Source organism: Streptomyces sp. NPDC055013 (assembly GCF_053608645.1).
This window is the reverse complement of sequence record NZ_JBSGVW010000002.1, coordinates 63028-88309: the sequence shown is the minus strand read 5'-3', so window position 1 is coordinate 88309 and position 25282 is coordinate 63028. Positions and strand designations below refer to the sequence as shown.

General features: G+C 72.4%; 21 protein-coding genes and 1 pseudogene. 8 read left to right on the top strand and 14 right to left on the bottom strand.

Translation table 11 applies throughout. The features are described from left to right. Window positions 1–50 precede the first annotated feature (50 nt). A complete protein-coding gene (locus ACWGDB_RS03080; RefSeq protein WP_453820817.1) occupies window positions 51–1397 on the top strand; it encodes an MFS transporter in 1347 nt (448 codons plus the stop codon). A gap of 126 nt (window positions 1398–1523) precedes the next feature. Here ACWGDB_RS03080 and ACWGDB_RS03075 read toward each other — a convergent pair whose 3' ends face one another. From ACWGDB_RS03075 to wecB, 4 genes are read right to left on the bottom strand one after another with little or no spacing between them, the layout of a single operon-like run. Further along, window positions 1524–3719: a glycosyltransferase gene (locus ACWGDB_RS03075; protein ID WP_453820816.1), complete on the bottom strand. Its 2196-nt coding sequence runs from the start codon at window positions 3717–3719 to the stop codon at window positions 1524–1526. Then, entirely contained in the window at window positions 3716–5524 is a 1809-nt protein-coding gene (locus ACWGDB_RS03070) for a hypothetical protein (protein WP_453820815.1), read from the bottom strand. Before ACWGDB_RS03070 ends, ACWGDB_RS03075 begins: the two co-directional genes overlap by 4 nt. Further along, complete coding sequence (locus tag ACWGDB_RS03065) at window positions 5524–6225, bottom strand: class I SAM-dependent methyltransferase (protein WP_453820814.1); 702 nt, start codon at window positions 6223–6225, stop codon at window positions 5524–5526. Before ACWGDB_RS03065 ends, ACWGDB_RS03070 begins: the two co-directional genes overlap by 1 nt. Then, a complete protein-coding gene (gene wecB / locus ACWGDB_RS03060; RefSeq protein WP_453820813.1) occupies window positions 6218–7285 on the bottom strand; it encodes a non-hydrolyzing UDP-N-acetylglucosamine 2-epimerase in 1068 nt (355 codons plus the stop codon). The genes ACWGDB_RS03065 and wecB overlap by 8 nt, the downstream gene beginning before the upstream one ends. A gap of 190 nt (window positions 7286–7475) precedes the next feature. Between wecB and ACWGDB_RS03055 the strand changes: the two genes are divergently transcribed. Genes ACWGDB_RS03055 through ACWGDB_RS03045 form a run of 3 tightly spaced genes read left to right on the top strand, consistent with a single transcriptional unit; the run spans window position 7476 to window position 11493 of the window. Then, window positions 7476–8978, top strand: coding sequence for a glycosyltransferase family 4 protein (locus tag ACWGDB_RS03055; protein ID WP_453820812.1), 1503 nt, complete (start codon window positions 7476–7478; stop codon window positions 8976–8978). Window positions 8979–9006: 28 nt separating this feature from the next. Beyond that, window positions 9007–10332, top strand: coding sequence for a nucleotide sugar dehydrogenase (locus tag ACWGDB_RS03050; protein WP_453820811.1), 1326 nt, complete (start codon window positions 9007–9009; stop codon window positions 10330–10332). 27 nt (window positions 10333–10359) lie between these two features. Beyond that, on the top strand, window positions 10360–11493 hold the full coding sequence (locus ACWGDB_RS03045; protein ID WP_453820810.1) for a glycosyltransferase: 1134 nt from the start codon (window positions 10360–10362) through the stop codon (window positions 11491–11493). Between the two features lie 7 nt (window positions 11494–11500). Here the strand turns inward: ACWGDB_RS03045 and ACWGDB_RS03040 are convergent, their stop codons facing one another. Continuing rightward, window positions 11501–11950 (bottom strand): PPOX class F420-dependent oxidoreductase, encoded by a 450-nt coding sequence (locus ACWGDB_RS03040; RefSeq protein WP_453820809.1) that lies wholly within the window; start codon window positions 11948–11950, stop codon window positions 11501–11503. Window positions 11951–12033: 83 nt separating this feature from the next. On the opposite strand from ACWGDB_RS03040, the gene ACWGDB_RS03035 reads away from it, so the two are divergent. The 3 genes from ACWGDB_RS03035 (at window position 12034) to ACWGDB_RS03025 (ending at window position 15285) form a co-directional block, all read left to right on the top strand. Further along, window positions 12034–12639, top strand: coding sequence for a TetR/AcrR family transcriptional regulator (locus ACWGDB_RS03035; RefSeq protein WP_453820808.1), 606 nt, complete (start codon window positions 12034–12036; stop codon window positions 12637–12639). Continuing rightward, complete coding sequence (locus ACWGDB_RS03030) at window positions 12636–13988, top strand: MFS transporter (RefSeq protein ID WP_453820807.1); 1353 nt, start codon at window positions 12636–12638, stop codon at window positions 13986–13988. The genes ACWGDB_RS03035 and ACWGDB_RS03030 overlap by 4 nt, the downstream gene beginning before the upstream one ends. Window positions 13989–14052: 64 nt before the next feature. Further along, window positions 14053–15285: a serine hydrolase domain-containing protein gene (locus ACWGDB_RS03025; protein ID WP_453820806.1), complete on the top strand. Its 1233-nt coding sequence runs from the start codon at window positions 14053–14055 to the stop codon at window positions 15283–15285. 8 nt (window positions 15286–15293) lie between these two features. On the opposite strand, the gene ACWGDB_RS03020 is transcribed toward ACWGDB_RS03025, so the two are convergent. The 4 genes from ACWGDB_RS03020 to ribA all read right to left on the bottom strand — a co-directional run bounded on the left by ACWGDB_RS03020 (window position 15294) and on the right by ribA (window position 19394). Continuing rightward, a complete protein-coding gene (locus ACWGDB_RS03020; protein ID WP_453820805.1) occupies window positions 15294–16457 on the bottom strand; it encodes a saccharopine dehydrogenase family protein in 1164 nt (387 codons plus the stop codon). Next, on the bottom strand, window positions 16450–17520 hold the full coding sequence (locus ACWGDB_RS03015) for a saccharopine dehydrogenase (protein WP_453820804.1): 1071 nt from the start codon (window positions 17518–17520) through the stop codon (window positions 16450–16452). Before ACWGDB_RS03015 ends, ACWGDB_RS03020 begins: the two co-directional genes overlap by 8 nt. Next, window positions 17517–18656 carry an NAD(P)/FAD-dependent oxidoreductase gene (locus ACWGDB_RS03010; RefSeq protein ID WP_453820803.1) on the bottom strand — a complete coding sequence of 380 codons (1140 nt, stop codon included), beginning with the start codon at window positions 18654–18656 and terminating at the stop codon, window positions 17517–17519. Before ACWGDB_RS03010 ends, ACWGDB_RS03015 begins: the two co-directional genes overlap by 4 nt. Window positions 18657–18725: 69 nt before the next feature. Next, window positions 18726–19394 carry a GTP cyclohydrolase II gene (gene ribA, locus ACWGDB_RS03005; RefSeq protein ID WP_453820802.1) on the bottom strand — a complete coding sequence of 223 codons (669 nt, stop codon included), beginning with the start codon at window positions 19392–19394 and terminating at the stop codon, window positions 18726–18728. 40 nt (window positions 19395–19434) lie between these two features. On the opposite strand from ribA, the gene ACWGDB_RS03000 reads away from it, so the two are divergent. After that, complete coding sequence (locus ACWGDB_RS03000; RefSeq protein ID WP_453821068.1) at window positions 19435–20223, top strand: creatininase family protein; 789 nt, start codon at window positions 19435–19437, stop codon at window positions 20221–20223. 146 nt (window positions 20224–20369) lie between these two features. Here the strand turns inward: ACWGDB_RS03000 and ACWGDB_RS02995 are convergent. From ACWGDB_RS02995 to ACWGDB_RS02975, 5 genes and pseudogenes are all read right to left on the bottom strand, one after another. After that, a pseudogene (locus ACWGDB_RS02995) lies at window positions 20370–21386 on the bottom strand (lysylphosphatidylglycerol synthase transmembrane domain-containing protein); the annotation flags it as partial. After that, the gene (locus ACWGDB_RS02990) at window positions 21383–22432 is read right to left on the bottom strand and encodes a class I SAM-dependent methyltransferase (protein WP_453820801.1); all 1050 of its coding nucleotides are present in this window, start codon (window positions 22430–22432) and stop codon (window positions 21383–21385) included. The gene ACWGDB_RS02990 and the pseudogene ACWGDB_RS02995, both read right to left, overlap by 4 nt. Then, window positions 22429–23649, bottom strand: a complete 1221-nt coding sequence (locus ACWGDB_RS02985; RefSeq protein WP_453820800.1) for a glycosyltransferase family 4 protein — start codon at window positions 23647–23649, stop codon at window positions 22429–22431. Before ACWGDB_RS02985 ends, ACWGDB_RS02990 begins: the two co-directional genes overlap by 4 nt. Further along, complete coding sequence (locus tag ACWGDB_RS02980) at window positions 23646–24044, bottom strand: 6-pyruvoyl trahydropterin synthase family protein (protein ID WP_234768421.1); 399 nt, start codon at window positions 24042–24044, stop codon at window positions 23646–23648. The genes ACWGDB_RS02985 and ACWGDB_RS02980 overlap by 4 nt, the downstream gene beginning before the upstream one ends. A 173-nt stretch (window positions 24045–24217) precedes the next feature. Next, window positions 24218–25201, bottom strand: coding sequence for a zinc-dependent alcohol dehydrogenase (locus ACWGDB_RS02975; protein ID WP_453820799.1), 984 nt, complete (start codon window positions 25199–25201; stop codon window positions 24218–24220). Window positions 25202–25282: the final 81 nt, after the last annotated feature.

Genomic DNA, 25282 nt, shown 5'->3' with positions numbered 1-25282 from the left:
TCGTTTCCGCTCACTCCGCTTACGTTGGAGTCCCCTCGAAGGAGCACGCCGTGTCCGTCCCCGTCCCCCAGGCCCCGCCCGGGCAACCGAAGAAAGCCGCGACCGCCGCGTGGATCGGCAGCGCCCTCGAGTACTACGACTTCTTCATCTACGGCAGCGCCGCCGCGCTGATCTTCCCCGAGGTCTTCTTCGACGAGTCCGACCCGGCGACCGCCACCCTGCTGTCGCTGGCCACGTTCGGTGTGGCGTACGCGGCCCGGCCGGTCGGCGCGCTGTTCCTCGGTCACTTCGGCGACCGGCTGGGGCGTAAGAAGATCATGGTCTTCACGCTGATCCTGATGGGCGTGTCGACGTTCCTCATCGGCTGTCTGCCCACCCGCGACCAGGTCGGCACCCTCGCGCCCGCCCTGCTGGTGCTGTGCCGGGTGCTCCAGGGCATCTCGGCGGCGGGCGAGCAGGCCAGCGCCAACTCGATGACCCTGGAACACGCGCCACCGCACCGGCGCGGCTTCTTCACCAGTTTCACGCTGAGCGGTACGCAGGGCGGGCAGTTGCTGGCCACGCTGGTCTTCATCCCGATCGCCGCGCTGCCGGAGGAGCAGTTGCTGTCGTGGGGCTGGCGGGTGCCGTTCTGGATGAGCATCGCGGTCGCCGTCGTCGGCTATGTGATCCGCCGCAAACTCGAGGAGACGCCCGCCTTCGAGCAGCAGGCCGCCGCCGAGGGCGTCGTCAAGCTGCCGCTCGCGGTGCTGATGCGGGAGCACTGGGCGGATGTGCTGCGGGTGATCGCCGGTGCGCTGGTCGCCTCGGTCAGCACGATCTTCACGGTGTGGGCGCTGTCGTACGCCACCAGCGACTCGGTCGGGATGAGCAGGTCCTCCATGCTGTGGGTGGGCGCCCTCGCCAACCTGGTCGCGCTGGCCGCGATCCCGCTGTGGGCCACGCTGTCGGACCGTATCGGCCGCCGCCCGGTGTTCCTGGTCGGCGCGGCCGGCAGCGCGGTGACGATGTTCCTGTACCTGTGGGCCATCTCGACCGGCTCCTACCCGCTGACCCTGCTGCTGGGCATCGTCGCCTTCGGGGTGGTCTACAGCGCCGCGAACGGCGTGTGGCCCTCCTTCTACGGCGAGATGTTCTCCACCCGGGTCCGCCTGTCCGGCATGGCCATCGGCACCCAGATCGGCTTCGCGGTCGCCGGTTTCGCGGTCACCTTCGCCGCGCAGATCGCCGGCCCGGACGGCGACGACTGGTCCGCGGTGGCCCTCTTCACGGCGGCCCTGTGCGTACCGCCGGTCGTGGCCGCGCTCTCGGCCCGCGAGACGGCGAAGGTTCCGACGGAGCTGCTGGGCGAGCGGGCGGCCGGGCAGGCCCCGCAGCCGACGAAGGTCGCGGCCTGACCATCACCTGGTCCCGGGACGCCGTGGAGGCTCCCGGGACCAGGTCGCTGAACAGCCCGCCGCGGTGTCGCGCCCCTCAGAGGCGCGGGGAACTGCGCGCTCAACCCCCACCGACCCGCAGACAGGTCACAAAGCTTCCAGCGGCGCACACAACAACTCCGTCCAGGTCTCGGCAACCCGCTCCAGCGAGAACCCCTCCCGAACCTGGGCGCGAGCCACCTCCGCGGCGGAGTGCCAGCCGTCCTCACCCAGTCCCGCGATCGCCTCGGCCATCGCCTCGGGATGTTCGTGGATCCACCGCCGGTCGTAGATCTCGTCCGCGCCGGGCCACGGCAGCAGCGACGGTACGGCGCCGGAGGCCATCCCCTCGGCGGGCGCCAGGTGGAAGCTCTCGTCGTCGCTGGTGGACAGCACATGTCCGACCCGCCGCAGCCAGCCCGCCACATCCGGGCCGAACGCGTCGAAGACGACGGCACCCTCCAGCAGCGGCGAGGTCTGCATACGGCGCAGCACGGCGTCGTAGTGCTCGCGCTCCTCGGGCTTGTTCCAGATCCACCAGTACTCCCAGGGCGGCTTGGACTTGACCGACAGATGCCACCGCGGGTCGCGGGCGCGCAGGGCCTCCAGCACGTCTAGGCCGAGGTCGAGGCGCTTGCGGCTGGGCGCGATGCCGATCATGCCGAGGCGGTGGTGGGCGCCCGGCGCCTTGGGGCGGTCCAGCTGTTCGGTGTCCACCCAGTTGGGGACGACCACGACCTTGGAGGCGGGCCAGCCGGTGTGCTCGCGGGTGCGGCGGGCGTAGTACGGGCTGACGCACACCACCCGGTCGACGGCGTCGATGTCGACCTGCCGGGGCCACCCGGCGTCCAGCTCGAAACGGTGCAGCCGTACGACGAGCCGGCTGCCGCGCCGCTTGTGGCGGCTGTACCAGACGGCCGCCGGGCCGCACCACTCGACGACCACCACGTCCGCCCAGTCGGCGAGTTCACGGCTGGCGTCCGGGTCATGGCGGGACAGCGCCGGCCAGGCGTCGACCCGCACCTCCAGGCCGGGCAGCGAGCGGAAGTGGTCGAGCAGGCGGGTGAGGAACTTCAGGTCGTGCCCGGCGACTCCGACGCGCAAGGGCCGTTGGCGGGCCGCCACCGCGGTGGGCGGGGCGGGGAAGGCGCGGTCGAGGTGGGTCCGCCAGCGGTCGGCCGCGCCGTCCAGGGTGTGGTGGCGGGCGGCCTCGCGGCAGCGGTCGGCCGCCAGGCGCCGGGCCTCCGGCTCACGCGCGACCCTCGCGACGGCTTCGGCGGCGTCGTCCAGTTCGGCGCGTCCGGACACGAACAGCGGATAGTCGGCGCCGAGCAGCGCCTCGTGCGCCGGGGTTCGGTTGAGGACCACGGGCAGGCCGAGAGCGCCGAACTCCAGGACCTTGGTGGACAGTTCGAGGCTGGAGTCGAGCGCCGGGTCCCGCCAGCCGAGGCCCACGTCGCAGTCCGCCGCGATGCGCATGGCCTCCTCGCGGGGCTGTCCGCCGTGGTGCACGACGCCGGGGGTGCCGGCCAGCGCACGCGCCATCGCGTCCTGGAAGCCGGGGTGTCCCGGGTCGTCGTGGATCTTGTCCCCGACGGTGTGCAGTTCGGCGGGGACGCCTCGCCGGGCGAGCAGTTCCGGCAGCCGGGTCATGGGCAGGGTGTTCCAGCGGGGCGCGAACTTGCCGGTGTAGACGAGCCGCAGTGGATCGTGCGGGGCGTCACGTTCAGGCATCGGGAAGTCCGGCTCGGGCACGGCGGGCGGGCTCAGCACACACTTGCCGTACGCCTCGGGCACCCACGTCTCCAGGAAGCAGCGCAGCTCCTCGGTCTGGCACAGGAGCCGCTGCGAGGCTTCGGCGATACGGCCGAGTTCCGCCCGGGCCGCCTCGGTCATCTCGGCGGCGGACTGCGGGATGTCGGTGAGATAGGCCCAGATCCGCCCGTCGAACACGCCGTCGGCCACGACCCGTGTGACCAGCCGCCGGCCGCGCAGCACCAGCAGGTCGCAGGGGTCCTCCTCGTCGAGCCGGGTGAGCACCTGCGAGGCCTGCACCGGCGACATGGGCCGGTCGGCCGGTCCCGGCAGCAGCCGCTCCTCGTGCGGGCGCACCAGGGTGACCCGGGGCAGCTCGGCCAGCGGATCGGTCAACCGGCCCGTGCGGACGGGCGACTTGAGGAGCAGCCGGGCCTCGCAGCCCGCCCGGGACAGCGCCTGCACCGTCGACTGGGCCCACACGGCGGAGCCGTCGATGAGGTTGAGGTCGACGTCGCCGTAGACGAGCGCCCGCAGCGTACGGCTCATGACGGCTCCTTCCCGCGCACGGCGAACAGTCGGTGTCCTTGCGCCGCCCAACTGCCGGGACCGGTATCGGACATGTGCAGCGCCCGGCGCACCAGCAGCGGACGCAGCGACGGTACGAAGACATAGTCGTCGGCGGCCGGCGTGTGGCCCACCGCGTCGGCGCCGGAGTACTCCTGGGCGCACATCAGGTCGAGCAGCAACGTGTCCGGCCGGTCCTCGGTGAGGTCCGTCCAGTCGGCCACCCAGGACGCCCGGGGCTGCCCCCGGCGTACGGTCACTCCGGCGGCGGTGAGTTCGTCCAGGCCCGTCTCATCGGGTACGACGACCTCGACCGGGCGGTGCAGCTGGCCGAGCACCTGCCCGACGAGCCGGGCGACATCGGTGTGGTCCCGGGGCGCGGCCAGCACGGCGACGTGCCGCTCGTCCAGCGGATCGGGGGCACCGGCGAGCCGCGCCAGCTGCGACAGCCGTACCCGGGTGCTGTCCTCGCGGAACACCTCGCGCAGCCGTTCCCTGCCCTCCGCGGCCGGGTCCAGCCGGGCGAGGCGTACACCGGTGTCGGTGTCGATGACCGCGTCCCAGGCGAGCCGCGCGAGGCCGGGCGCGGCGGAGGCCGGACCGTCCCGCCACAGCACGGCCGACCGGCCCAGCACCCTTTGTTCGGCGAGGAGTTCGGCGAGGGTGCGGTCCAGGTCGGGGGCGAGTCCGGTGCCGGTGAGCCACCAGGGACCGTCGCCCGTGCAGGCGCTCAGCTGCACGACGAGCACGTCGGGGTCGGTGCGCTGTACGAGCAGTCGTCCGTCATGGGGCAGCAGCCGGTTGACGACCGCATCCGCCGCGAAGTCCTCGGCGGTGGCGGGCGTGAGGATCCCGGCGACGACGAGGCGGTCACGGGGCGCCGAGGTCAGGGCGCGGTACGCGAGGTGGAACCGGTCGTCGACAGGCACGTCCGGTTCGGTCCGGGTCTGCGGCGCGTCGGCCGGCGCCTGCCCGGCCGTGCGGCGCCGCCCGCGCCACAGTCCGTACAGCTCCCCCGGCAGCCGGGCCGCGCCCCGCTTCGGCGAGCGCGCGGCCGACACCAGCGCCTTTCCGACCCTCAGCGAGGTCGAGCCCTCCAGCATGGCCACGCGCGCCTGCAGTACGCCGACCCGGTCGCGGGCGGCACGCAGCGCGGCGGCCAGCTGCTCCTTCTCCCGTACGGCGGCGGCGAGCCGCTCGGCGAGCCCGTCCTGCCCGGCGGCGGCCCGCGCGTGCTCCGCCTCCTCGACGGTCCGCTCCAGGTCCAGCACCCGGGCACGCAGGGACCGGGAGGCCAGGTCGGCGAAGACGTACTCGTCGGCGATCCGCAGGGCCGTGGCATGGCCGTCGGACGGCACGGGCCGGCCGAAGAAGTCGTGCGGCGGCAGGAGCTCGTCGGTGCGGGCGACGACCGCGCCGACGTGCAGATGGACGTAGTCGAGGGGTGCCGCGCGCAGGACCTGGCAGCGGTGGGTCACCAGATGGTCGAGGAGCCGGTGGTAGGGCAGTTCGGAGCCGCCGTGGCCGAACACGATCAGCCCGCGTGCACCGGGCCTCATCCGTGCCAGCACCGCACGAACGGCGTCCTCACCGCCGTGCAGCTCGGCTCGGGGTCCGTACGACAGCAGCGCCAACTCACCTGCGGTGACGGGTCGTTCGTCGTCGCCGCGCAGGGCGACACCGGGGGGCAGGTGCAGATACGGCTCCAGATTCAGCGCGCCTCGGGTCGCGTCCACCACCGTCGTGACGCCGTCGAGGTGCGGATGGAGCAGGTCGGTCAGACGCATCAGCGGGTCCTCGTGAAGACGTGGAAGCCGACCCGGTTCTCCCGGAAGCCGTACGGCCTGAAGAGGGTGTGCCGCAGGCCGAGCGGCTCGAGTTCGGCGCGGTAGGCGGCGGTCGGGCGGTGCACGATGTAGTCGCCGCGCGTCGTGCGATCGGCGGTGTCCTCTTCGGTGACGATCAGGCGGCCGGCAACGCGGATGAGGGAGGCCATGTTGCGCAGACCGGCCGCCCACGCCTGGTCGTCCAGTACATGGAACAGGACGTCCACGCAGACAACGATGTCGTACGGCCACGGACTGCGCCACTCGTCGAGCGCGGCGACGGCGTAGCGCGGGCCGCCGCCCTCCGCGCGGGCGTACTCCACGGCGGTTGGACTCGTGTCGAAGGCGTCCACCCGATGGCCGCACCGGGACAGGGCACGGGCGAAGTACCCCTTGCCGCAGCCGGCGTCGAGCACGAAGAGCGGGGCGGCGGGGCTGGACAGGTCACCGACGAGGGTGAGCAGGGTGCCGAGCCGCTGGGCGTAGAAGATCTCGTTGCCCGAACGGTCCAGTCCGATGTGCCCGCCGGACGCGAGCTCGTCGTGTTCGGCGTGCCGGGCGTCCCAGTACGGCCGCATGTCGTCGTGCGGGCGTGCTCCGTCGTACGGCCGTGATCCCTCGTACGGCGGCATGTCGTCGTGCGTGCGCGTGTCGTCAGCCATGACGCTCCAGCCATGCCGTGAGCACCCGGGCGATACGGGTGCCCGCCCGGCCGTCCCATAGAGGTGGCCCCTCGTTCGCCGCGGCTCCCCCGCCGTCCAGCACCTTGCGCAGCGCGGGCACCAACTCCCCGTGTGTGACAAGGCGGTTGGTGCCGTGGGAGACGGTGACGGGGCGTTCGGTCGTCGTGCGCAGGGTCAGGCACGGGACACCCAGAACGGTCGTCTCCTCCTGCACGCCGCCCGAGTCGGTGATCACCGCGGCGGCTCCCCGCACGAGGCTCATGAACTCGACGTAGCCGAGCGGGTCGAGGAGGTGGATGCCCGGTGCGTCCGCGAGGCCCGCCGCACTCAGCGCCGCCCGGCCACGCGGGTGCAGCGGTACGGCCAGGTCCAGGTGTCGGGCCGCCTCCGTCAGGACACGGGCGGCGGCCGCGGCGGCCTGCGGGTCGTCGACGTTGGCGGGCCGGTGCAGGGTGACGACGCCGTAGCGCTCGGGCAGTCGATGGGCCGTTCGGGCGACCGTGGGGTCGAAATGGTCCAGATGGGTGAGCAGGGTGTCGATCATCGGGTTGCCGACGAAGTGCACGCGCTCGGCGGCGATCCCCTCGCGCGCGAGGTGGCCGACGGCCTCGGGGCTCGTGACGAACAACAGCTCCGCCAGCTGGTCGACCAGCCGCCGGTTGGTCTCCTCGGGCATCGCCATGTCGAAGCTGCGCAGCCCGGCCTCGACGTGCGCCACCGGGACGCCCAGACGAGAGGCGACGAGCGCGGCGGCCAGCGTCGAGTTCACGTCGCCGTACACCGTGACCAGCGCGGGCGAGCGGGCGGTCAGTTCGGCCTCCAGGGCCACCAGCAGGTCGGCGATCTGGCGGGCGTGGCTGCCGGAGCCGACGCCGAGGTCGGTGTCGGGTTCGGGCAGGCCGAGTTGCCGGAAGAAGATGTCCGACATCCGCTCGTCGTAGTGCTGGCCGGTGTGCACGAGCACTTGGTCGCAGCCCGCCGCGCCGAGAGCGGCGACGACCGGCGCGGCCTTGACGAAGTTCGGCCGAGTGCCGACCACGTGGAGTACGCAGCCGTTCAATGGTTGCCTCCGTGTTGTTGGCTCGGTCGCCTACGGGGCGCCTCAGCCTGTGTTGAGGGGGCGATCGTGCTCGACCCTTCGGGCCTCCGCGCGTTCGCCCCCTCAACACAGGCGCGCCCCTTCGGCTCCCTCGCGGCCGGTGTCGTCGGACCAGTGAGGTTGGTGGGCCGTGGACGGCGTTGCGGCCTACCTTGACGATATGTCTCGCTATGTTCGTTATATTCCCCGGGCCATCAGTCTGGCCGTCTCCGTGGCGGTTGGCGAGCTGCGTCAGGATCCTGTGCGGGCGGCGCTGCTTGCCGTGCGGCTGGTGCCGGGGCGTGCTCGGCGGGGACTGCGGCCGATCGAACGGTGGCTGGCCGGGCGTGCACTGGCCGTGGGGCCGGCCGGGGCTCCTGCTCCCGGGCGGGTGCCCGCGCCCGCTGGGCGGTCGTTCCCTCCCGTGCCGGGCCGGGTGCTCCATCTGGTCACCAACGGGCTGCCGTTCCGGCACGCCGGCTACACCGTGCGCACGCAGAAGCTCGCCGAGGCCCAGCTGGCGGCCGGCCTCGACCCGCAGGTCGTGACCCGGATCGGCTTTCCCGTGACCCAGGGGGTCCTGGACGCCCGCCCGTCACAGCGCGTGAACGGCGTCCCGCAGCACCGACTTCTGCCGCCATGGCTGCCGTACGGGCAGGCCGCGTTGCTGGCCGGCAACGCCGAGCTGGCGGCGCGGCTGGTGGAGCGGCTGCGGCCCGCGGTGCTGCATGCCGCGTCCGACCACGGCAACGGGCGCGTGGCGCTCGCCCTGCGGGAGACGTACGGGCTGCCGGTGGTCTACGAGGTGCGGGGCTTTCTGGAGGAGACATGGCTGACGCAGAGGCCGGGCCGCAGCCGGGACGACGAGACGTACCGGACGCGACGCGCCCTGGAGACGACCTGCATGCGCGAGGCCGACCTGGTGCTGACGCTGGGTGAGGCGATGAAGGCCGAGATCGTGGACCGCGGGGTGCCCGAGGAGCGGGTGCTGATCGCACCCAACGCCGTCGCCGACGACTTCCTGGCCCCACCGCCGGACGGGGCACCCGTGCGCGCCCGGCTCGGCATCGCGCCGGACGAGTTCGTCGTGGGCACGGTCAGCAGCCTCACCCCGCTCGAGGGCATCGGCACATTGCTCCATGCGGGTGAAGAGCTGATCCGGCGTGGAGTCCCGCTGCGACTGCTGATCGTCGGCGACGGCCCGGAGCGCCCCGCGCTGGAGCGACTTGCCGCCCGGCTGGGCCTCGCCGACGGGGTCGTCCTGTTCACCGGCCGGGTGCCGCACGCTCAAGTGCGCGAATTCCACGCGGTGTTGGACGTGTTCGCCGTGCCACGCACCGACGAGCGCGTCTGCCATCTGGTGACCCCGCTCAAGCCGGTCGAGGCGATGGCGAGCGGTGTTCCGGTGGCCGCGAGTGATCTCACCGCACTGCGAGAACTGGTCGAACCGGAGGTGAACGGAAGGCTGATCAAGCCTGAATCACCATATTCCTGGGCTGATGAGATTGAAATACTCCTTTACAGTCGAAAACGGCGAACTGAGTGGGGAGCAGCCGCCCGCGCGACGGTCGCGCGTGACCGCACCTGGAAGCGCGTCGCCGCCACAACCCGTGAGGCGTACCGCGCTCTGGGCAGCCTTGATGCGACGCCTTGACGCAAGGCCTTGATGCGGGGTGAGTCCCATGCAGGTCGAACAGACCGGACCGCTCGGGGAAGAGAGCGAACCGCTCGGGGAAGCAGAACGGCCCGATCACGTGGATCTGGCGGTGATCGGGCTGGGTTACGTCGGACTGCCGCTCGCGCGGGAGGCGGCGTCGGTCGGCCTGAGGGTGGTCGGGCTGGACCGCGACCCCCGGGTCGTGGAAGCGCTCAACACCGGGCACTCCCATGTCGACGACGTCTCCGACGAGGACGTCCGCCGGATGCGGGCGGCCGGGTTCAGCGCGTTCACGGACGAGGACTGCCTGGCCAGTGCGCAGACCGTGGTGATCTGTGTGCCGACGCCGCTCGGCAAGGACGGCGGGCCCGACCTGGCCGCGGTCACCTCCGCCGTGCGGACGGTGGCGGACCGGCTGCGGCCCGGACAGCTGATCGTGCTGGAGTCGACCACCTATCCGGGAACCACCGAGGAGGTCGTACGCCCGCTCCTGGAGGAGTCCGGGCTGCGCGTCGGCGTCGACGTCGCGCTGGCGTTCTCGCCCGAGCGCATCGACCCCGGCAACACCGCGCACGGGCTGCGCACCACGCCGAAGGTGGTCGGCGGCTGCACACCGTCCTGCGCGGCGCGCGCGGTCGCCTTCTACGGCAAGCTCGTCGACACCGTCGTCCAGGCCAAGGGCACCCGCGAGGCCGAGATGGCCAAGCTGCTGGAGAACACCTACCGGCATGTGAACATCGCCCTGGTCAACGAACTCGCCGTGATCAGCCACGAGTTGCACGTCGACCTGTGGGACGCGATCCGCTGCGCCGGCACGAAGCCGTTCGGCTTCCAGGCGTTCCGGCCCAGTCCGGGGGTCGGCGGGCACTGCATCCCCATCGACCCCAACTACCTGTCGTACAAGGTGCGTTCCTCGCTCGGCTACGAGTTCCGTTTCGTGGAGCTCGCCCAGGAGATCAACCGGCGGATGCCGGAGTACGTGGTGCGCCGCGCCCAGGACCTCCTCAACACCGCCGGCCGACCGCTGCACGGCTCCCGGGTGCTGCTGCTCGGCGTCACCTACAAGCCGGACGTGGCCGACCAGCGGGAGTCGCCGGCGGTGCCGGTGGCGCGGCTGCTGCGGGAGCGGCAGGCCGTGGTCGCGTTCCACGACCCGCATGTGCGGGTGTGGTCCGTGGACGGGGCGAGCGTCCCGCGGGTGGACGACGTCATGGCGGCGGCACGCGAGCACGACCTGACGATCCTGCTCCAGGACCACTCGGCCTACGACCTGCCGGCCCTGGGCGACGGGGCCCGGATGCTGTTCGACACGCGGGGACGGATCTTCCGGCCCGACGTCGAGGTGCTGTGACCGTCGCCTGCGTCGAAAGGTGCTCTGATGCGGATACTCGTCGTCACCGTCGTCCACCACCCGGAGGACGCGCGGATCCTGCACCGGGAGATCGCCGCCCTGCGGCAGCGCGGCCACCGGGTCGTGTACGCGGCCCCGTTCGCGGCCCGGGAGATGACACCGCGACCGTATGTCGAGGGCGTGGACCTGCCCCGGGCCGCCGGCCGGGACCGCCGTGCGGCCCTGCGCGCGGCCCGCACCCTGCTAGCCCAGCGGGGGCCCAAGGCGGATGTCGTCCTGCTGCACGACCCGGAGTTGCTGCTCGCGCTGCCCGGCACCCTGCGGCGTTGGCGACGCGGCGGACGCGCTCCCGTCACCGTGTGGGACGTGCACGAGGACACGGCGGCGGCACTGGTGATGAAACGCTGGGTGCCAGGGCCCCTACGGCCGCCGCTGCGGCTGGCCGTACGGGCCGTGGAGCGACTGGCGGAACGGCATCTGCGGCTGCTGCTCGCCGAGGACGGCTACCAGCAGCGCTTCCGGCACCCCCACCCCGTGGTGGGGAACCTCGCGACGGTGCCGCCCGAACCCCCCGAGCCGCCGGGCGACGACCGGGTCGTCTACCTCGGGCACCTGTCGCGGGCTCGCGGCGCTCTGGAACTCATCGAAACGGCACGGCTGCTGGGTCCGGACGTCCGCGTCGAGGTGATCGGCGCGGCGGACCCCGAGGTGCGGGGCGCGCTCACCGAGGCCGACCGGGACGGCGTACTGCGCTGGCACGGCTACCTGCCCAACGACCGCGCCCTCGGCCTGCTCTCCGGCGCCCTGGCCGGCCTGTCCCTCCTGCACGACCAGCCCAACTACCGCCACTCACGGCCCACCAAGGTCGTGGAGTACATGGCCCACGGCGTCCCCGTCGTCACCACACCCACGCCCCTGGCGACCGACCTGGTCGAACGCTACGGCAGCGGCCTCGTCGTCCCCTACGGCGATCCCGCTTCGGCGGCAGCGGCCGTGCGACGCCTGCGCACCGACCGGGAACTGCGCCTGCGTACGGCCACGCAGGGGTGGGAGGCGGCGCTGTCGGACCTCAACTGGGCCGATCACGCCACCGAGTTCGTGATGTGCCTGGAGACCTGGGTGAAGGAGGCGTCCGCGCCCCCGACACCCGCCATGCGCTGACGGGCGCTCAGCCCCGGTTGGTCCCCTTGGGGATGCCGTACACCCGCTCCACCCGCAACCGCAGCACGAGCCTCCCGTCCCGGACCATCGCCGCCCGGAAGTCGTCCCAGTCGGGGTGCTCGCCCAGGACGTCCCGGTAGAGGCGGACGAGTTCCTCGACCGTGGCGTCGTACGGCTCCTGTGCGACCGGCGCCAGGTCGGCCGTGCCCTCGGCGACGACGTAGGCCCGCCGGTCGGGGCTCGTGACGTGGTACGACGCCCGGGGATCCCGGCGCAGATTGCGGGTCTTGGCGCGGCCGTCGGTGATCGACACGCGGATGAGCTGCTCGTCGGGGTAGTAGGCGTGACTGACGTTCGACAACTGCGGCCGCCCGTCGCGCTTGAGGGTGACCAGCACCCCGCCGTGACCCTCGGAGAGCAGCGTGAGCAGTGCGTGGTGCGTGGCGTTCTGAGTCATGCCTCCATCAACCCTGTCGGGCGGCCCGGGCATTCCGGCATTCGCCGTAGACACTGTCTACTCGGTCATGGTAGACACTGTCTATGTCTCTGCCCGAGCAGGAATCCGATACGGGGCTGCGGGCCCGGCTGGTCGACGTCGGGGTGGAACTCGTGGCGCGGGAGGGCGTGCAGGCGCTCACCCTGCGGGAGATCGCCCGCCGGGCAGGCGTCTCGCACGGCGCGCCGCGCCGCTACTTCCCCACCCACCTGGAGCTGCTCTCGGCGATCGCCCGCCGCGGCTTCGGCGAGCTGGCGGAGCGGGCGACGGCTGCCGATGCCGCGGCGGTGAACAGCGACGGCCCGACGACACCGCGGGAGCAGCTGACCGCACTGGGCCGCGTCTACCTGGAGTTCGCGCTCGGCAACCGCGGCATGTACGAGCTGATGTTCCGTCATGATCTGCTGGAGAGCGGCCACTTGGGGCTGCGGGACACCAGCCTCCCCCTCTTCGGCCGACTCGTGGATCTCGTCGGCCGGGTGCGCCCCGACGCAGACCCCCGTCTCGTCGCGGGGGCGTTGTGGGCCAACCTGCACGGCATCGCCCAGCTGTGGGGCTGGGGCAGTCTCCAACTCGCCACGGGTGCGGACGACTTCGTACCCCTGCTGCGGTCGGCCCTGGACTCCCACCTCGGGGCGGAGCGCGCGTGAACCCGCGTCTCACCCTCGCCGCCGGCATCGTCGGAGCCGTGATCGTCGCACTCGACGGCACCGTCCTGACCGTCGCCCAGCCCGCCCTGCAACGCGACCTGGGCGCCTCCTTCGCACAGGTCCAGTGGACCAGCACCGGCTATCTCATCGCGGTGGCGAGCCTGTTGGTGTTCGCCGGGCGGCTCGGTGACCGGTACGGGCACCATCGGCTCTTCGGTATCGGGATGCTCGGCTTCGGGGCCGCGTCGGCCGGTATCGCGCTGGCGCCCGGCGTCGGATGGGTGATCGGGCTGCGGGTCGCGCAGGGGGTGTTCGGGGCGCTGCTTCAGCCGGCCACGCTCGGGATGCTGCGGGCCGCTTTCCCGCCCGACCGGCTGCGGAAGCCGATCGCCGTGCGGACCGCCGCGATCGGGGCGGCGGCCGCTGCCGGGCCGGTGCTGGGCGGCGCGCTGGTGGCGGGGCCGGGCTGGCGGGCGGTGTTCCTGCTGAATGTCGCGCCCGCCGTCGTCTTCGGCGTGCTCGCCCTCGCCGTCCGGCGGCCCCCGCGCACCACCTCCCCCGCCCGGCTCGACCTACCCGCCGCCCTACTGCTCGCGGTGACCCTGGCCTGCCTGGTCCACGCCCTCGTCGCGCTGCCGGGATGGGGCTGGACCGCCGCCACCGCCGCCGTCACGGGTGCCCTCTTCGTCCGGCACGAGCGCCGCGCCGCGAGCCCGCTGCTGCCGCCGGACGTCATCGGGTCGACGGCGGTCGGCTCGGCGCTCGGCATGCTGGTGGCCGCGTCCGCGGCGCTGTCCGGCGCGCTGTTCGTCGGCACGTTCCTGCTGCAGGACACGCTCGGCATGGACGCGTTCCACAGCGCGCTGGTCAGTCTGCCGCTCGCCCTGCTGATGGTCCTCGCGGCGGCCACCTGCCCGGTGCTGCTGCGCCGGGCCGGAGCCCGCCGTACGACCGTGGCCGCGATGGCGCTGCTCGCACTCGGGATCCTCGCGCTCTCGGCCGCGGGCGCCACCGCCGCTCTGTGCGCCGGGTTCGCCCTGGTGGGGGCCGGGTTCGGCACGGTGATGGTGGCGGCGACCCATGTCGTCGTACGCGAGGCGGCCGTCGAGGCGGCCGGTGTGGCAGGCGGGCTCCAGCAGACCGCGATGAACGTCGGACCGGTGCTGGGCGTGGCCGCCGCGACCGCCCTGATGGGGACCGGCGATGGCCCTGAGCTGCCGCTCGCTGTCCTCGCCGCCCTCGCCCTGTCCGGTGCGGCGCTGGGCCGGGGGCTGCCGGGGCGGGAGGGCGCCACGATCGACGATCATGGCCAATCACGGGACCGTACACGCGTTCCTGCGCGACGATGAGTCTGAGGCCGTTCCGGCTGGGTATGCCGGACCGCACCTCGTCGTTCGTATCCGGAGGAGAGCGATGGCACTGCTGAGACAAGAGGTCGACCCGGGTGAGGTCGGGCTGGACGCGAAGGCGCTGGACCGCCTCGACCAGTGCTTCGCCCACTACGTCGACGAGGGGCGGATACCCGGCTACCTGGTGGCCGTCGCCCGCCGCGGACGCGTCGCCCACCTCACCACGCACGGCCACCGGGACGTCGCGGCCGGGCTCCCCGTCGAGCCGGACACGCTGTGGCGGATCTACTCCATGACCAAGCCGGTCACGTCGGTGGCCGCGCTGCTGCTGGTCGAGGAGGGAAAGCTGTCGCTCGACGACCCGGTCGGCCGCCATCTGCCCGCCTTCGCCGAGCCCCGGGTGTACGTGAGCGGATCCGGCGCCGACGCGGTGACCCGGCCGGCCGACGGGCCGCTGACCGTCCGGCATCTGATGACCCACACCGCAGGGCTGACCTTCGCCTTCTACCGTACGCATCCCGTCGACGCCCTCTACCGCGACGCCAACCTGGAGTCGGCGGTGCTGCCCGGCTCCGACCTGGCCAGGACGGTCGACGTGTACGCGAGCCTGCCGCTGCAGTTCGAGCCGGGGACGCAGTGGAACTACTCGGTCGCCTCCAACGTCCTGGGCCGGGTCATCGAGGTGGTGTCCGGGCAGCCGCTCGACGAGTTCTTCGCCGAGCGGATCTTCCGGCCGCTCGGGATGACCGACGCAGGGTTCTGCGTGAGCGGCGAACAGGCGGACAGGCTCTCCGAGTTGTACGGCGAGACCGAGGACGGCGGCATCGAGCCGATCCCCGGCCTCCCGCTGCACGGCCGGCCCCGCTTCCTGTCCGGCAGCGGCGGCATGGCGGCCTCCGCGCACGACGTCCACCGCTTCATGGAACTGCTGCGCCGCCGCGGCGAACTGGACGGCACCCGTCTGCTCAGCCCCGGGACCGTGGACCTGATGACGTCCAACCACCTCCCGGGCGGCGCCGACCTGCGGTCCTTCGGCAGCCGCCCCGCCCATGACGAGCCCGGCAACGACGGCCTCGGCTTCGGCCTCGGCGTCTCCGTGGTGATCGACCCGACCCGTACGAGGGCTCCGGCCGGCCTCGGCACATACGGCTGGAGCGGCGTGGCGACCACCACGTTCTGGGTCGACCCCGGCCGCGATCTGACGGTGCAGTTCATGACCCAGGTGCGGCCGAAGACCTCGCACACGATGTTCCAGGACCTCAAGCGGCTCGTGCACGAGGCCGTCACGGAAGGCTGAGCCGCCGGTCACCGGTCCACACGCAGGGTGAACTCCACTCCTTCCAGGGCGAGTTCACGCAGCCACTCCTCCGAGCGGGCCGCCGTCTCGGCGGCGCGGTTCAGGCCCGCCGGCAGGGAGCCGTCCAGGATGTGCCGGACGCCGAGGGCGAGAGGGCGGGACACACAGCGGGCCATGGCGCTCTCCTCCGCGTCCCCCACCAGGTCCAGCAGGTAACTGCCGGACCAGCTCTGCCCGCCCCCGCCACGCACATCGAGCGACACGGCGAGGACGACCCGGTCCCGGTCGGCGTCCGTGGTGGGATGTGTCGCCGCCAACTCCCCTGCCAGGGCGGCGATTCGGGCGTCGTCGCCGGTCTTCAGCTCCTCGAACACGGCGTCCCAGGCCTGCAGCCAGCCCTCCAGCCGCAGGGTGCCCCGCACGAAGGTCTGCGGTTTCCACGCGGGCGGCAGCCCGTACTGCTCGACGAACGGAACGCTGTCGCGGTTGGGGTAGACCTCGAACGCCTCCCCGTCGACGACATGCCGCCGCGTCACCTCCCACGGCCGCTCGGCGACGGTCTCGGCACCGTCCTTGAGGTAACGGGCCGGTGCGCGCAAGGCGTTGAGAACCCCGGCGGGCGCCCAGCTGAAGCGGTACCTGAAGTCGTTCGGGACGGCGGGGACACCGCCGCAGTACGAGGTGAGGCTGTACGAGGCTGCCGTGTCGTCACCGACGGCCACCCGGGCGCGGCCGACCAGGCAGTGGGCGAAGAGGTGGTCGATGCCCGGGTCGAGGCCGGCCTCGGTGAGGACGACGAGCCCGGCCGCTTCAGCCGCGGCCACCTGTTCGACGACGGCGTCCGACACATAGCTGGAGCAGGCGAAGTGCGCCTGCTCCCGGATGCAGGCCGCCAGCAGCCCGGCGTGCTCGGGTGCCGGCAGCATCGATACGACCACATCGCCCGGCGCCAGTTCGGCCGTGAGCGCGGGGAGCGTGTACGCGCGGGGCTCGGCGCGTCCGGTGAGGCCCAGCCCGGCCAGGGCGTCGGCGGCGCGGTCCGCGGTGCGGTGCCACAGCCGTACCCGGTCGGCCGTGTCGCACAGCCGCGCCAGACCGCTGCCGGTGGACAGCCCGGCGCCGACCCAGTGGACGGTGCCGCTCGCGGGCACCCGTGCGGAGCTGTCAGCCATGGCGGTACTCCCCTTCTGGTTCTGCGATGCCGAGTTCGCGGCACGCCTGGTGGTACCGGTCCCGACAGCGTCCCCAGGGCCCGCCCGTCCCGAAGTCCAGCAGCTGGGGCAGCAGCGCCGCCGAGAAGTCGGTGCTGGACTCGCGGGGCAGCAGGGAGGGCAGGTTGTCGATGGCGATCAGGTCGAGCGGGGGCTCCTTGCGCAGCCGGCGCACGGGGTCGGTCCAGTCGGTGGTGCGGTCGTAGATCGGCAGGACGTTCAGGGGGGAGCCGACGTCGACGGTGACGTCGCAGAGGGTGCGCAGCCGGCGCGCGGGGTCGTCGAGGTCCTGCTCGCGCAGGAAGGGCGGGATCGGGGTGGTGGCGAGGACGGCGTTGACCAGCACGTCGTGCGCGAGCAGGGCCGGGCGGTCCAGGTCACGGGTCTCGGCGAGGTCCCAGGGCGTGGCCGCCTCGACGCCTGCGGTCATCAGCGCGAGGCGTGCGCCCCGGCCGCTGCGGCCCAGTGCACCGATCACGAGCGCGGTGAACTCCTCGTCGTCGGGGGCGGGTTGCAGGGTCACGTCCAGCTCCTCCTTCGACGTCGGGGTGAGCGGCGTGACGAGCTTCCCGCGGTGCTGGAGGACGGCGAGGGCGGCGCCGACATAGCCCGCCCAGAAGCCGAAGGCGGCGAGGCGACGGCCGTCGTCGTCCACCAGGTACTCCAGGTCGAGCAGGACGCCGCCGCCGCGGGCGAACCGGCGCAGCAGGTCCTCGGCGCCGGGCTGCTGCTTGTAGGCGTGGCCGAAGCAGATGTGCCGGTGGGTGAGCTCGCCGGGCCGGTCCGGGAGTTCCTTCAGCCCGACGACCACGGCCTCATCGGGCGCCGACACCCAGGAGCCCGCGGGCGCGACCCGGCAGCCGACCGGCTCGTACTCCTCGACGGGAAAGATCCGCTGCGGGGACACCTCGACTGTCAGCGTCACCCCGCTCTCGACGAGCCGACGTGCGTCGGCCGGCACGATCGGAGTGCGTCGCTCGGTGGGACGGACCTCGTGGCGCAGCCACAGATGGAGATCGGTCATACGCGGTTGGCCTCCGGGCGCGGGGCGTCGGCCATGAACCGGCCGGCACTCAAGGGGCTGACGTCCACGAAGGGTACGCGGCCGAGGTACAGGTCACGGATGACCTCGCCGACGGCCGGTCCCTGCAGAAAGCCATGGCCGGAGAAGCCGGTCGCATACAGAAAACGGGATACGGAAGTCGCCTCACCGATCAGCGCATTGTGGTCCGGCGTGACCTCGTACAGGCCCGCCCAGCCTCCGGTGCGGCGCAGGTCGAGCAGGGCGGGGGCACGGTGCTCCATGGCCTCGGTCAGGCGGGGGATCCAGCGGTCGTGGGTGTCGGTGGCGAAGCCGGGGCGTTCGTCGGGGTCCGACATGCCGAGGAGGAGGCCGGGGCCCTCGGTGTGGAAGTAGAGGCTGGTGGTGAAGTCGATCGTCATGGGCAGCTGCGGCGGCAGTCCGGTGACCGGTTCGGTTACCGCGATCTGGCGGCGCAGCGGCACCACGGGCAGGTCCACGCCGACCATCGCCCCGATCGTGCGGGACCAGGGGCCGGCCGCGCAGATCACCGTGTCGGTGGCGATACGCCCGATGGTCGTCGTCACGGCGGTGATCCGGTCGCCGTGCAGTTCGATGCCGGTGACGTCGTTGTGGCGTAAGAGCCGCGCCCCGTGCTCGCGGGCGGCGGACGCGTAGCCGTGGACGACGGACTCGGGGGTGCAGTGGCCGTCGTCCGGCGAGAACGCGGCCGCCAGCAGTCCGTCGGTGGTGATCAGCGGGGACAGCCGCTGCGCCTCGGCGGGGTCGATCATGCGGCTCGGTACGCCGAGGGCGTTCTGCAGCCGGACGCCCGCCTCGAAGCCGGCGACCTCCTCCGGCGTGGACAGCAGGAACAGATAGCCGACCCGGTGCAGCCCGATGTCGTGGCCGGTCTCGTCCTCGAACCGGCCGAACGCCTCCAGGCTGCGTGCCCCGAGCTGGATGTTGAGCTCGTCGGAGAACTGCGCCCGCACGCCCCCGGCCGCCTTGGACGTGGACCCGGACGCCAGTTCGTCCCGCTCGACGAGGACGACGTCCCGGACCCCCGCACGGGCGAGGTGGTAGGCGATGCTGGTCCCCATCACACCGCCGCCGATGACGACGACACTCGCACGCATGTTCACGGGCCCACCTTCCGGGAAGTCGTCGGTCGTTCCCTCTTCCTGTCCGGATGGGCCGCGCGGCAATCAGGACAGGTGCGCCACCGCGTCCAGATGGGGCAGGTGGTGGTCGAGGCGCTCGCGCTTGGTGCGCAGGTAGGTGATGTTGTTCTCGCACGGCGGGATCAGCAGCGGGACCTGCTCGGCGATCTCGATGCCGTGCCGCAGCAACGCGTCGCGCTTGCGCGGGTTGTTCGACATAAGGCGGACGCTGTTCACGCCCAGGTCGTGCAGGATCCCGGCGGCGACGCCGTAGTCGCGGGCGTCCACGGGCAGGCCGAGCGCGAGGTTGGCCTCGACGGTGTCCAGGCCCTCCGCCTGCAGGGCCATCGCCCGCAGTTTGCCGAGCAGCCCGATGCCGCGGCCCTCGTGGCCCCGCAGGTAGACGACGATGCCGCTCCCCTCGGCGACGACGGCGCGCAGCGCGGAGGCCAGCTGGTCGCCGCATTCGCAGTGCTGGGATCCGAAGGCGTCGCCGGTCAGGCACTCGGAGTGCAGTCGGGTGAGGACGCTCTCCGCGCCTATCTCGCCGTAAACCAGGGCCACTTGCTCGTCACCGCGGTCGTGGTCGAGGTAGCCGATCGCACGGAATTCCCCGTACACGGTGGGCAAGGGGGCATTCACCACGCGTTCCACGCCGGAACGCTGCGTCCGCTGAGCGGACTTCTTGCCGAGGACGCCAATTTTATCTGTCATGATTCTTCAGTTCCTAAGCAGAGACGAAAGGCCGGAAAAGATGAGTGATTCGCAGACGCGGCCGGCGGCACACTCGCTGGTGCCGGCGGACACCACCGAGGACGTACGGACGCGGGGCGCGGGCGTCTCACGACAGGTCGCGGTCCTGCCCGTCGGAAGCTTCGAGCAGCACGGCCCGTACCTTCCGCTGGCGACCGACACGCTCGTGGCCTGCGCCATCGCGCGCGAGATAGCCGCCGCACATCCGGTGCACCTCCTTCCGCCGGTGACGATCTCCTGCTCGCACGAGCACGCGGCCTGGCCGGGGACCGTGAGCATCTCCTCCGTGACCCTTCATGCGGTGATACGGGACATAGCGGCTTCGCTCCGCCGGTCCGGTGTCGACGCCCTGGTGGTGGTCAACGGGCACGGCGGGAACTACGTACTGGGCAATGTCGTTCAGGAGTCCTCCGCGCGCGGTGAGCGAATGGCGTTGTTCCCGGCCCCGGAGGACTGGGAGGCGGCACGGGAGCGGGCGGGGGTGGAGACCTCGCTGCTCACCGACATGCACGCGGGGGAAATTGAGACCTCCATCCTTCTGCACACTCATCCCGAATTGATCCGACCCGGTTATGAGACTTCCGATTTCGTGGCGGACGACCGCCGTCAGCTACTCACCCTCGGTATGTCCGCCTATACCGATTCGGGTGTCATAGGCCGCCCTTCGCTGGGTTCTGCGGAAAAGGGGAAGCGCCTGCTGGCGAGCCTCGCGGATTCCTTCGGCGCGTATGTGTCACTGCTGACCTCCGCGGACGATTCCGTACGGGACACGGGAGACGCACGAAAATAGCGGCTGGGCTCGGGGTCCGCTACGGCTGCGGCGGACCCGGAGTCCGTGCGCAGGCCGGTGTACCAGCGGGCGACGAGGACGAGGACGCCGGGCAGGGCGGCCACGAAGCTGAGGACGCCGTACACGACGGCGACGGCCAGTCCGGTGTCGGCGCCGAGCCCGGCGGCGCCGAACGCCCAGGCGGTGGCGCCCTCGCGGGGACCGAACCCACCGACGTTCAGGGGCACGCCCATGGCGAGCAGGGCCAGGACGGCGAGCGGCAGCAGGGCGGCCACGGAGGCGGCGGAACCGGCGATCCTCGCGGCGAGCACGAACATCGCGATGTGGCCGGCGAGGACGACGACGGAGGACACGGCGACGCCCGGACCGTTGCGGCGGGACAGCAGGGCCTCGCGGGCCTCACCGAGAGTCGTACGCACGGCCGTCGGCCTGGACCGCTCGCGGCGGGACGGCGCGCGGTTCATGCGCAGGGCGGCCACGACGGCGAGCGTGCCCACGGCGGCGAGCAGGATGAGCGGCGTGAGGTCGCGGGCCTCGTTCAGCACCGGGGACGGCATGGTCAGCAGCACGACGGCGCCGACGACGGCGAGGACGACCTGGCCGGCGGTCCGTTCGAGGACGACCGCACGGACACCGCGGCCCATGTCACCGGCGCTCTGCCCGTGTCGCACCGCCCGGTGCACATCGCCGAGGACGCCGCCCGGGAGGGCGGCGTTGAGGAAGAGGGCGCGGTAGTAGTCGGCGACGGCCGGCCCGAGCGGCAGCCTGATCCGCAGCCCGCGTGCCACCAGCTGCCAGCGCCACGCGCTGAACACGGTGGTGACGAGCCCGATCCCGAGCGCCGCGACCAGCGCCGTCGCATCGATCCGGCGCAGCCCGTCGAGGAAGACACCGGTACCGAGCCGCCAGAACAGCGCGACGAGGATGGCGACGCCGACGACCGTGCCCAGATGGGTGCGGACGGCGGGGGTGTTGAGACGGGCCAGGCGGGTGCGCAGGCGGGGCCGGCCCGGCTGCGCCTCGGGCCGGGTGCCGAGTCTGGTGGCAGGGCCCGCCTCCGGAACCAAGACGGGCCCGTTCACGGCCAACGCCTTCACTCGCCGTTCTCGCGCCTTGGCGCCGGGTCGCGTGACGCGGGCCCCGGCCACCGTCTCCACGCTCATGACGCTGCGCCTGTCGGTCGCACCAGTGCCAGCAGGTCGCTGTGGTGGACCACGACACTCAACTTGCCCGCCTGGCAGGCGGCGAGGCGGTCCTGCAGATAGCGGTCGGCGCGCTCGCGCAGGTCGGGGCGCTGCTCGACCGCGGCGCCGACCCAGCCGCGCAGCCACTGGGAGGTGAGCGCGGACTCGTCGGGGCCGAGCCGCCAGGGGCTCGGGTGCACCTGGACGGTCGCGCCGTGCTCGGAGAATGCCTCCGCCGCCGCAGTGATCGCGTCCGGGCCCAGCATCCCCGAACGCCGCTGGTGGGCGTTGAACGCCTCCGCGATCTCCTGGTCCAGCGGGTCGGACGGGGTGAGTTCGACGCGGCCGGCGACGGAGAGTGTCAGCAGTGCCGGGCAGCCCGCGCCCGCGCAGGCGGCGGCGAGGGTGTCGACCTCCTCGCGGGTGAGGACGTCGAGCAGTGCGGAGGCGGTCACCAGCGAGGCGCCGGCGAGGCTGTCCGGGGTGAGGCGGCCGACGTCGCCGCGGCGCGTCTCGACGGTGACCCGGCTGCCGTCCGCGGACGAGCGCGGGGAGGCCACGGCGGCGAAGTGCAGGAGGTAGGGGTCGCGGTCGTGCAGGACCCAGTGCTGGGCGCCGTCCAGGTGGGGCGCCAGCCAGCGGCCCATGGAGCCGGTGCCGCAGCCGACGTCGTGAATCACCACTCCGGCCCGTCCGGGCAGGTTGGCGAGCCGGATCCGCAGCGGGTCGAGCAAGTCGTGCGCCCGCGCGACGGCGTCGGCGCCTTCCCGCAGCTCCAGCCACTCCGGGGCGTAACGGGGCGGGTCGTCCGACCCGGCGTCCCTGAGCCGCACGGTCGCCCGCTCGCCGGGACCGAGGCTGGGCCCGGCCCCGAGGATCACGGCGTCCGCGTCAGGTGCCGCCGGTACGGATACGCCGTCCATCGCGCCCTCCGCCGAAACGACCCCGCTCTGCGGTGCGGGATCGCGCGGTCCCGGCTGGGCCGGAATCGCCCCTCCGCTCTGTGCCGTTGCCGTGTCCCTCATGCGACCCTCCGGGGTTCGTTCGGCAGTCGGCCCAGTACCGAGGCCAGGCTGCGGGCCGTGCCGGCCCAGCCGTTCAGGGCGGCCCGGCGTCCCCGGGCAGCCGCCTTCAGTCGGCGTCGTACGTCCGCCTCCCCGAACCAGCCGCGCAGTTCGGCGGCGATCGCGGCGGGGTTCTCCGGCGGGACGAGGATGCCGGGGACACCGCCGTCGGGGGCCCGGCCGACCGCCTCCGGCAGTCCGCCGACGTCCGTCGCGAGCACCGGGATGCCGCGCGCGAGTGCTTCCGTCACCGCCATGCCGTACGTCTCGGCGTAGGAGGTGAGCACCATCAGGTCGGCGGCGTTGTAGCTGGCGTCGAGTTCAGCGCCGGACTGCGGGCCCGCAAGGACCAGCCGGTCCTCGAGCCCGTGCTTCGCGATCAGGGACCGCAGTTCGGCCACGTACTCGGGGTCCTGATTCAGCGGGCCCACGCAGACGCAGCTCCACGGCAGGTCGGTCACCGACGCCAGTGCCTCGACCAGCCGGTGCTGTCCCTTGCGGGGTGTCACTGCGGCCACGCACAGGAGGCGGGACACGCCGTCGGTGCCGGACGCGAGGGGGGCGATGTCGGCGCCGGGGGCGGCGACATGGACCCGGTCGGGCGCGAGGCCGTGGTGGGAGACGAGGCGGCGGACGGCCCAGTCGCTGGTGGCGATCACTGCGGGAACGGCCCGCAGCACCGTGCGTTCCCGGGCGTCCAGCTCCGTGGCGGCGGCGGGCTCCAGTCCCGTCTCGTCGCCGAGCGGCAGATGGACGAGGACCGCGAGGTTCAGCCGCTCCGCCTCCGGGACGATGATCTCGGGTACCCCGCAGGCGACCAGCCCGTCCAGCAGGACGACGGTCCCGTCGGGGAACTCCCGCAGTGTGCGCGCGAGTTCGGCGCGGTCCGCCGCACCGGGGAGCGGCCAGCTGCCGTCCACCGCGTGCTTGTGCACCTGCCAGCCGAAGCCGGGCAGATCCAGACTCACCCGCCGGTCATAGGCGTTGCCGCCGCTCGGCGCGGACGCGTCGTCGACGCCGCCCGGCATCACGAAGTGCACGGAGCGCAGGGACATGGGGATGATCTCGGCGTTCTTCAGGGCGGAGTGCTGCACGGGCACATAGCCGAGTGCCACCTTCTCCGACTTCTCCGGAGCCTTTTCCACGGCGACGGCCTTCTCCAGGGTCACGTCGGTCACAGCGCACGCTCATAACTCGCCCATGCGACATGCGACTCGTGCAGCGTGACCGTGAGGCCCGCGAGGCCCTTGGCGCCCTCGCCGAGCGCACCCTTCTCGATCCGCTCGGCGAGCCGGTCGGCGATGACCTTGGCCAGGAACTCGGTGGAGGTGTTGACCCCGGCGAAGTCGGGTTCGTTGTCGAGGTTTCTGTAGTTCAGCTCACCTACGACGGCTCCCAGTTCCCGTGTGGCCAGACCGATGTCGACGACGATGTTGTCGTCGTCCAGCTGCTCGCGCCGGAATGTGGCGTCCACCAGGAACGTCGCTCCATGCAGGCGCTGCGCGGGTCCGAAGACGTCGCCGCGGAAGCTGTGGGCGATCATGATGTGATCGCGGACGGTGATGCTGAACAACGGACGACCCTCCAGGTGCGGTGCGCTCCTCATCCCCGCCGATCGGCTGCCGGGGATGCCGTGTAGTACGGCTCTTCGCTTCCCGTTGTTCAGCCGTCTCTCACTCTTTTCTCAGGTCAGGCGCTCTTGTCGTCCCGACTTGAACGAGTCCGTCAGGGCGTGTCCGAGTCCTGTCACGGCGTGCCGGAGTACCTGACACGGTGACATAGCGCCGGAATCTCCCCGGAGGCGAGCTTCGGCATCACCTCGGGCAGCTCCGCGAAAGCACTCTCCCCGGTGACGAGCGCGTCGAGGGCCGGGTCGGCGAGCAGGTCGAGGGCGAGGGCGAGCCGGTCGGCGTACGTACGGCTGGCGCTGCGGGCCGGGGAGACGGTGCCGACCTGGCTGCTGCGGATGACGAGCCGCCGGGAGTGGAAGGCCTCGCCGAGCGGCAGGCCGACCGTCCGGTCGCCGTACCAGCTGAGTTCGACGACCGTGCCCTCGGGGCGGAGCAGCTCGAGCGACCGGGCGAGGCCCTGCTCGGTGGCGCTGGCATGGACGACCAGGTCGCAGTCGCCGAGCGCCTCGTCGGGCGTGGCGAAGGCGATGCCGAGAGCCGCGGCGATCTCGGCCCGGCGCGGATCTGCGTCGACCAACTGCAGCCGCACACCCGGGAAGCGGGCCAGCAGGGCTGCCACCGAGCAGCCGACCATGCCGCCGCCGACCACGGCGATCCGGTCACCGACCAGGGGCGCGGCGTCCCACAGCGCGTTGACGGCGGTCTCGACGGTGCCGACGAGGACGGCCCGTTCGGCGGGCACGGTGTCCGGTACGAGGGTGACGGCGCTCGCGGGAACGACGTACCGCGTCTGATGCGGGTACAGGCAGAAGACAGTACGGCCGACCAGTGCCGTCGGCCCCTCCTCGACCACCCCGACGCTGAGATAGCCGTACTTCACCGGTGCGGGGAAATCGCCCTCCTGGAAAGGCGCCCGCATGGCCGCGTACTGGCTCTCCGGAACCCCACCGCGGAACACGAGCGTCTCCGTGCCCCGGCTGACTCCCGAGTACAGCGACCGCACCAGCACATCGCCCTCGCCCGGCTCCGGAAGGGTGACCTCCCGGATCTCTCCTTCACCCGGAGAGCTGAGCCAGAACGCACGTGCGGCGCGGTTCATCGGAATCCTCCTGAACGATCGTGAAGCCGTGCACGTACCGAGGTGTGCACAGGTCGCGCACAGTACGCGGCCTTGATCGAC

Excerpts from the sequence above, each read along its gene's own strand:
- ACWGDB_RS03045 (WP_453820810.1), top strand. The coding sequence starts at position 10,360 with ATGCGGATACTCGTCGTCACCGTCGTCCACCACCCGGAGGACGCGCGG.
- ACWGDB_RS03035 (WP_453820808.1), top strand. The coding sequence starts at position 12,034 with ATGTCTCTGCCCGAGCAGGAATCCGATACGGGGCTGCGGGCCCGGCTG.
- ACWGDB_RS03015 (WP_453820804.1), bottom strand. The coding sequence starts at position 17,520 with ATGACCGATCTCCATCTGTGGCTGCGCCACGAGGTCCGTCCCACCGAG.
- ACWGDB_RS03025 (WP_453820806.1), top strand. The coding sequence starts at position 14,053 with ATGGCACTGCTGAGACAAGAGGTCGACCCGGGTGAGGTCGGGCTGGAC.
- ACWGDB_RS03020 (WP_453820805.1), bottom strand. The coding sequence starts at position 16,457 with ATGGCTGACAGCTCCGCACGGGTGCCCGCGAGCGGCACCGTCCACTGG.
- ACWGDB_RS03040 (WP_453820809.1), bottom strand. The coding sequence starts at position 11,950 with ATGACTCAGAACGCCACGCACCACGCACTGCTCACGCTGCTCTCCGAG.
- ACWGDB_RS03070 (WP_453820815.1), bottom strand. The coding sequence starts at position 5,524 with ATGCGTCTGACCGACCTGCTCCATCCGCACCTCGACGGCGTCACGACG.
- ACWGDB_RS03000 (WP_453821068.1), top strand. The coding sequence starts at position 19,435 with ATGAGTGATTCGCAGACGCGGCCGGCGGCACACTCGCTGGTGCCGGCG.
- ribA (WP_453820802.1), bottom strand. The coding sequence starts at position 19,394 with ATGACAGATAAAATTGGCGTCCTCGGCAAGAAGTCCGCTCAGCGGACG.
- ACWGDB_RS03075 (WP_453820816.1), bottom strand. The coding sequence starts at position 3,719 with ATGAGCCGTACGCTGCGGGCGCTCGTCTACGGCGACGTCGACCTCAAC.
- ACWGDB_RS03065 (WP_453820814.1), bottom strand. The coding sequence starts at position 6,225 with ATGGCTGACGACACGCGCACGCACGACGACATGCCGCCGTACGAGGGA.
- ACWGDB_RS03010 (WP_453820803.1), bottom strand. The coding sequence starts at position 18,656 with ATGCGTGCGAGTGTCGTCGTCATCGGCGGCGGTGTGATGGGGACCAGC.
- ACWGDB_RS03050 (WP_453820811.1), top strand. The coding sequence starts at position 9,007 with ATGCAGGTCGAACAGACCGGACCGCTCGGGGAAGAGAGCGAACCGCTC.
- ACWGDB_RS02990 (WP_453820801.1), bottom strand. The coding sequence starts at position 22,432 with ATGAGGGACACGGCAACGGCACAGAGCGGAGGGGCGATTCCGGCCCAG.
- ACWGDB_RS02975 (WP_453820799.1), bottom strand. The coding sequence starts at position 25,201 with ATGAACCGCGCCGCACGTGCGTTCTGGCTCAGCTCTCCGGGTGAAGGA.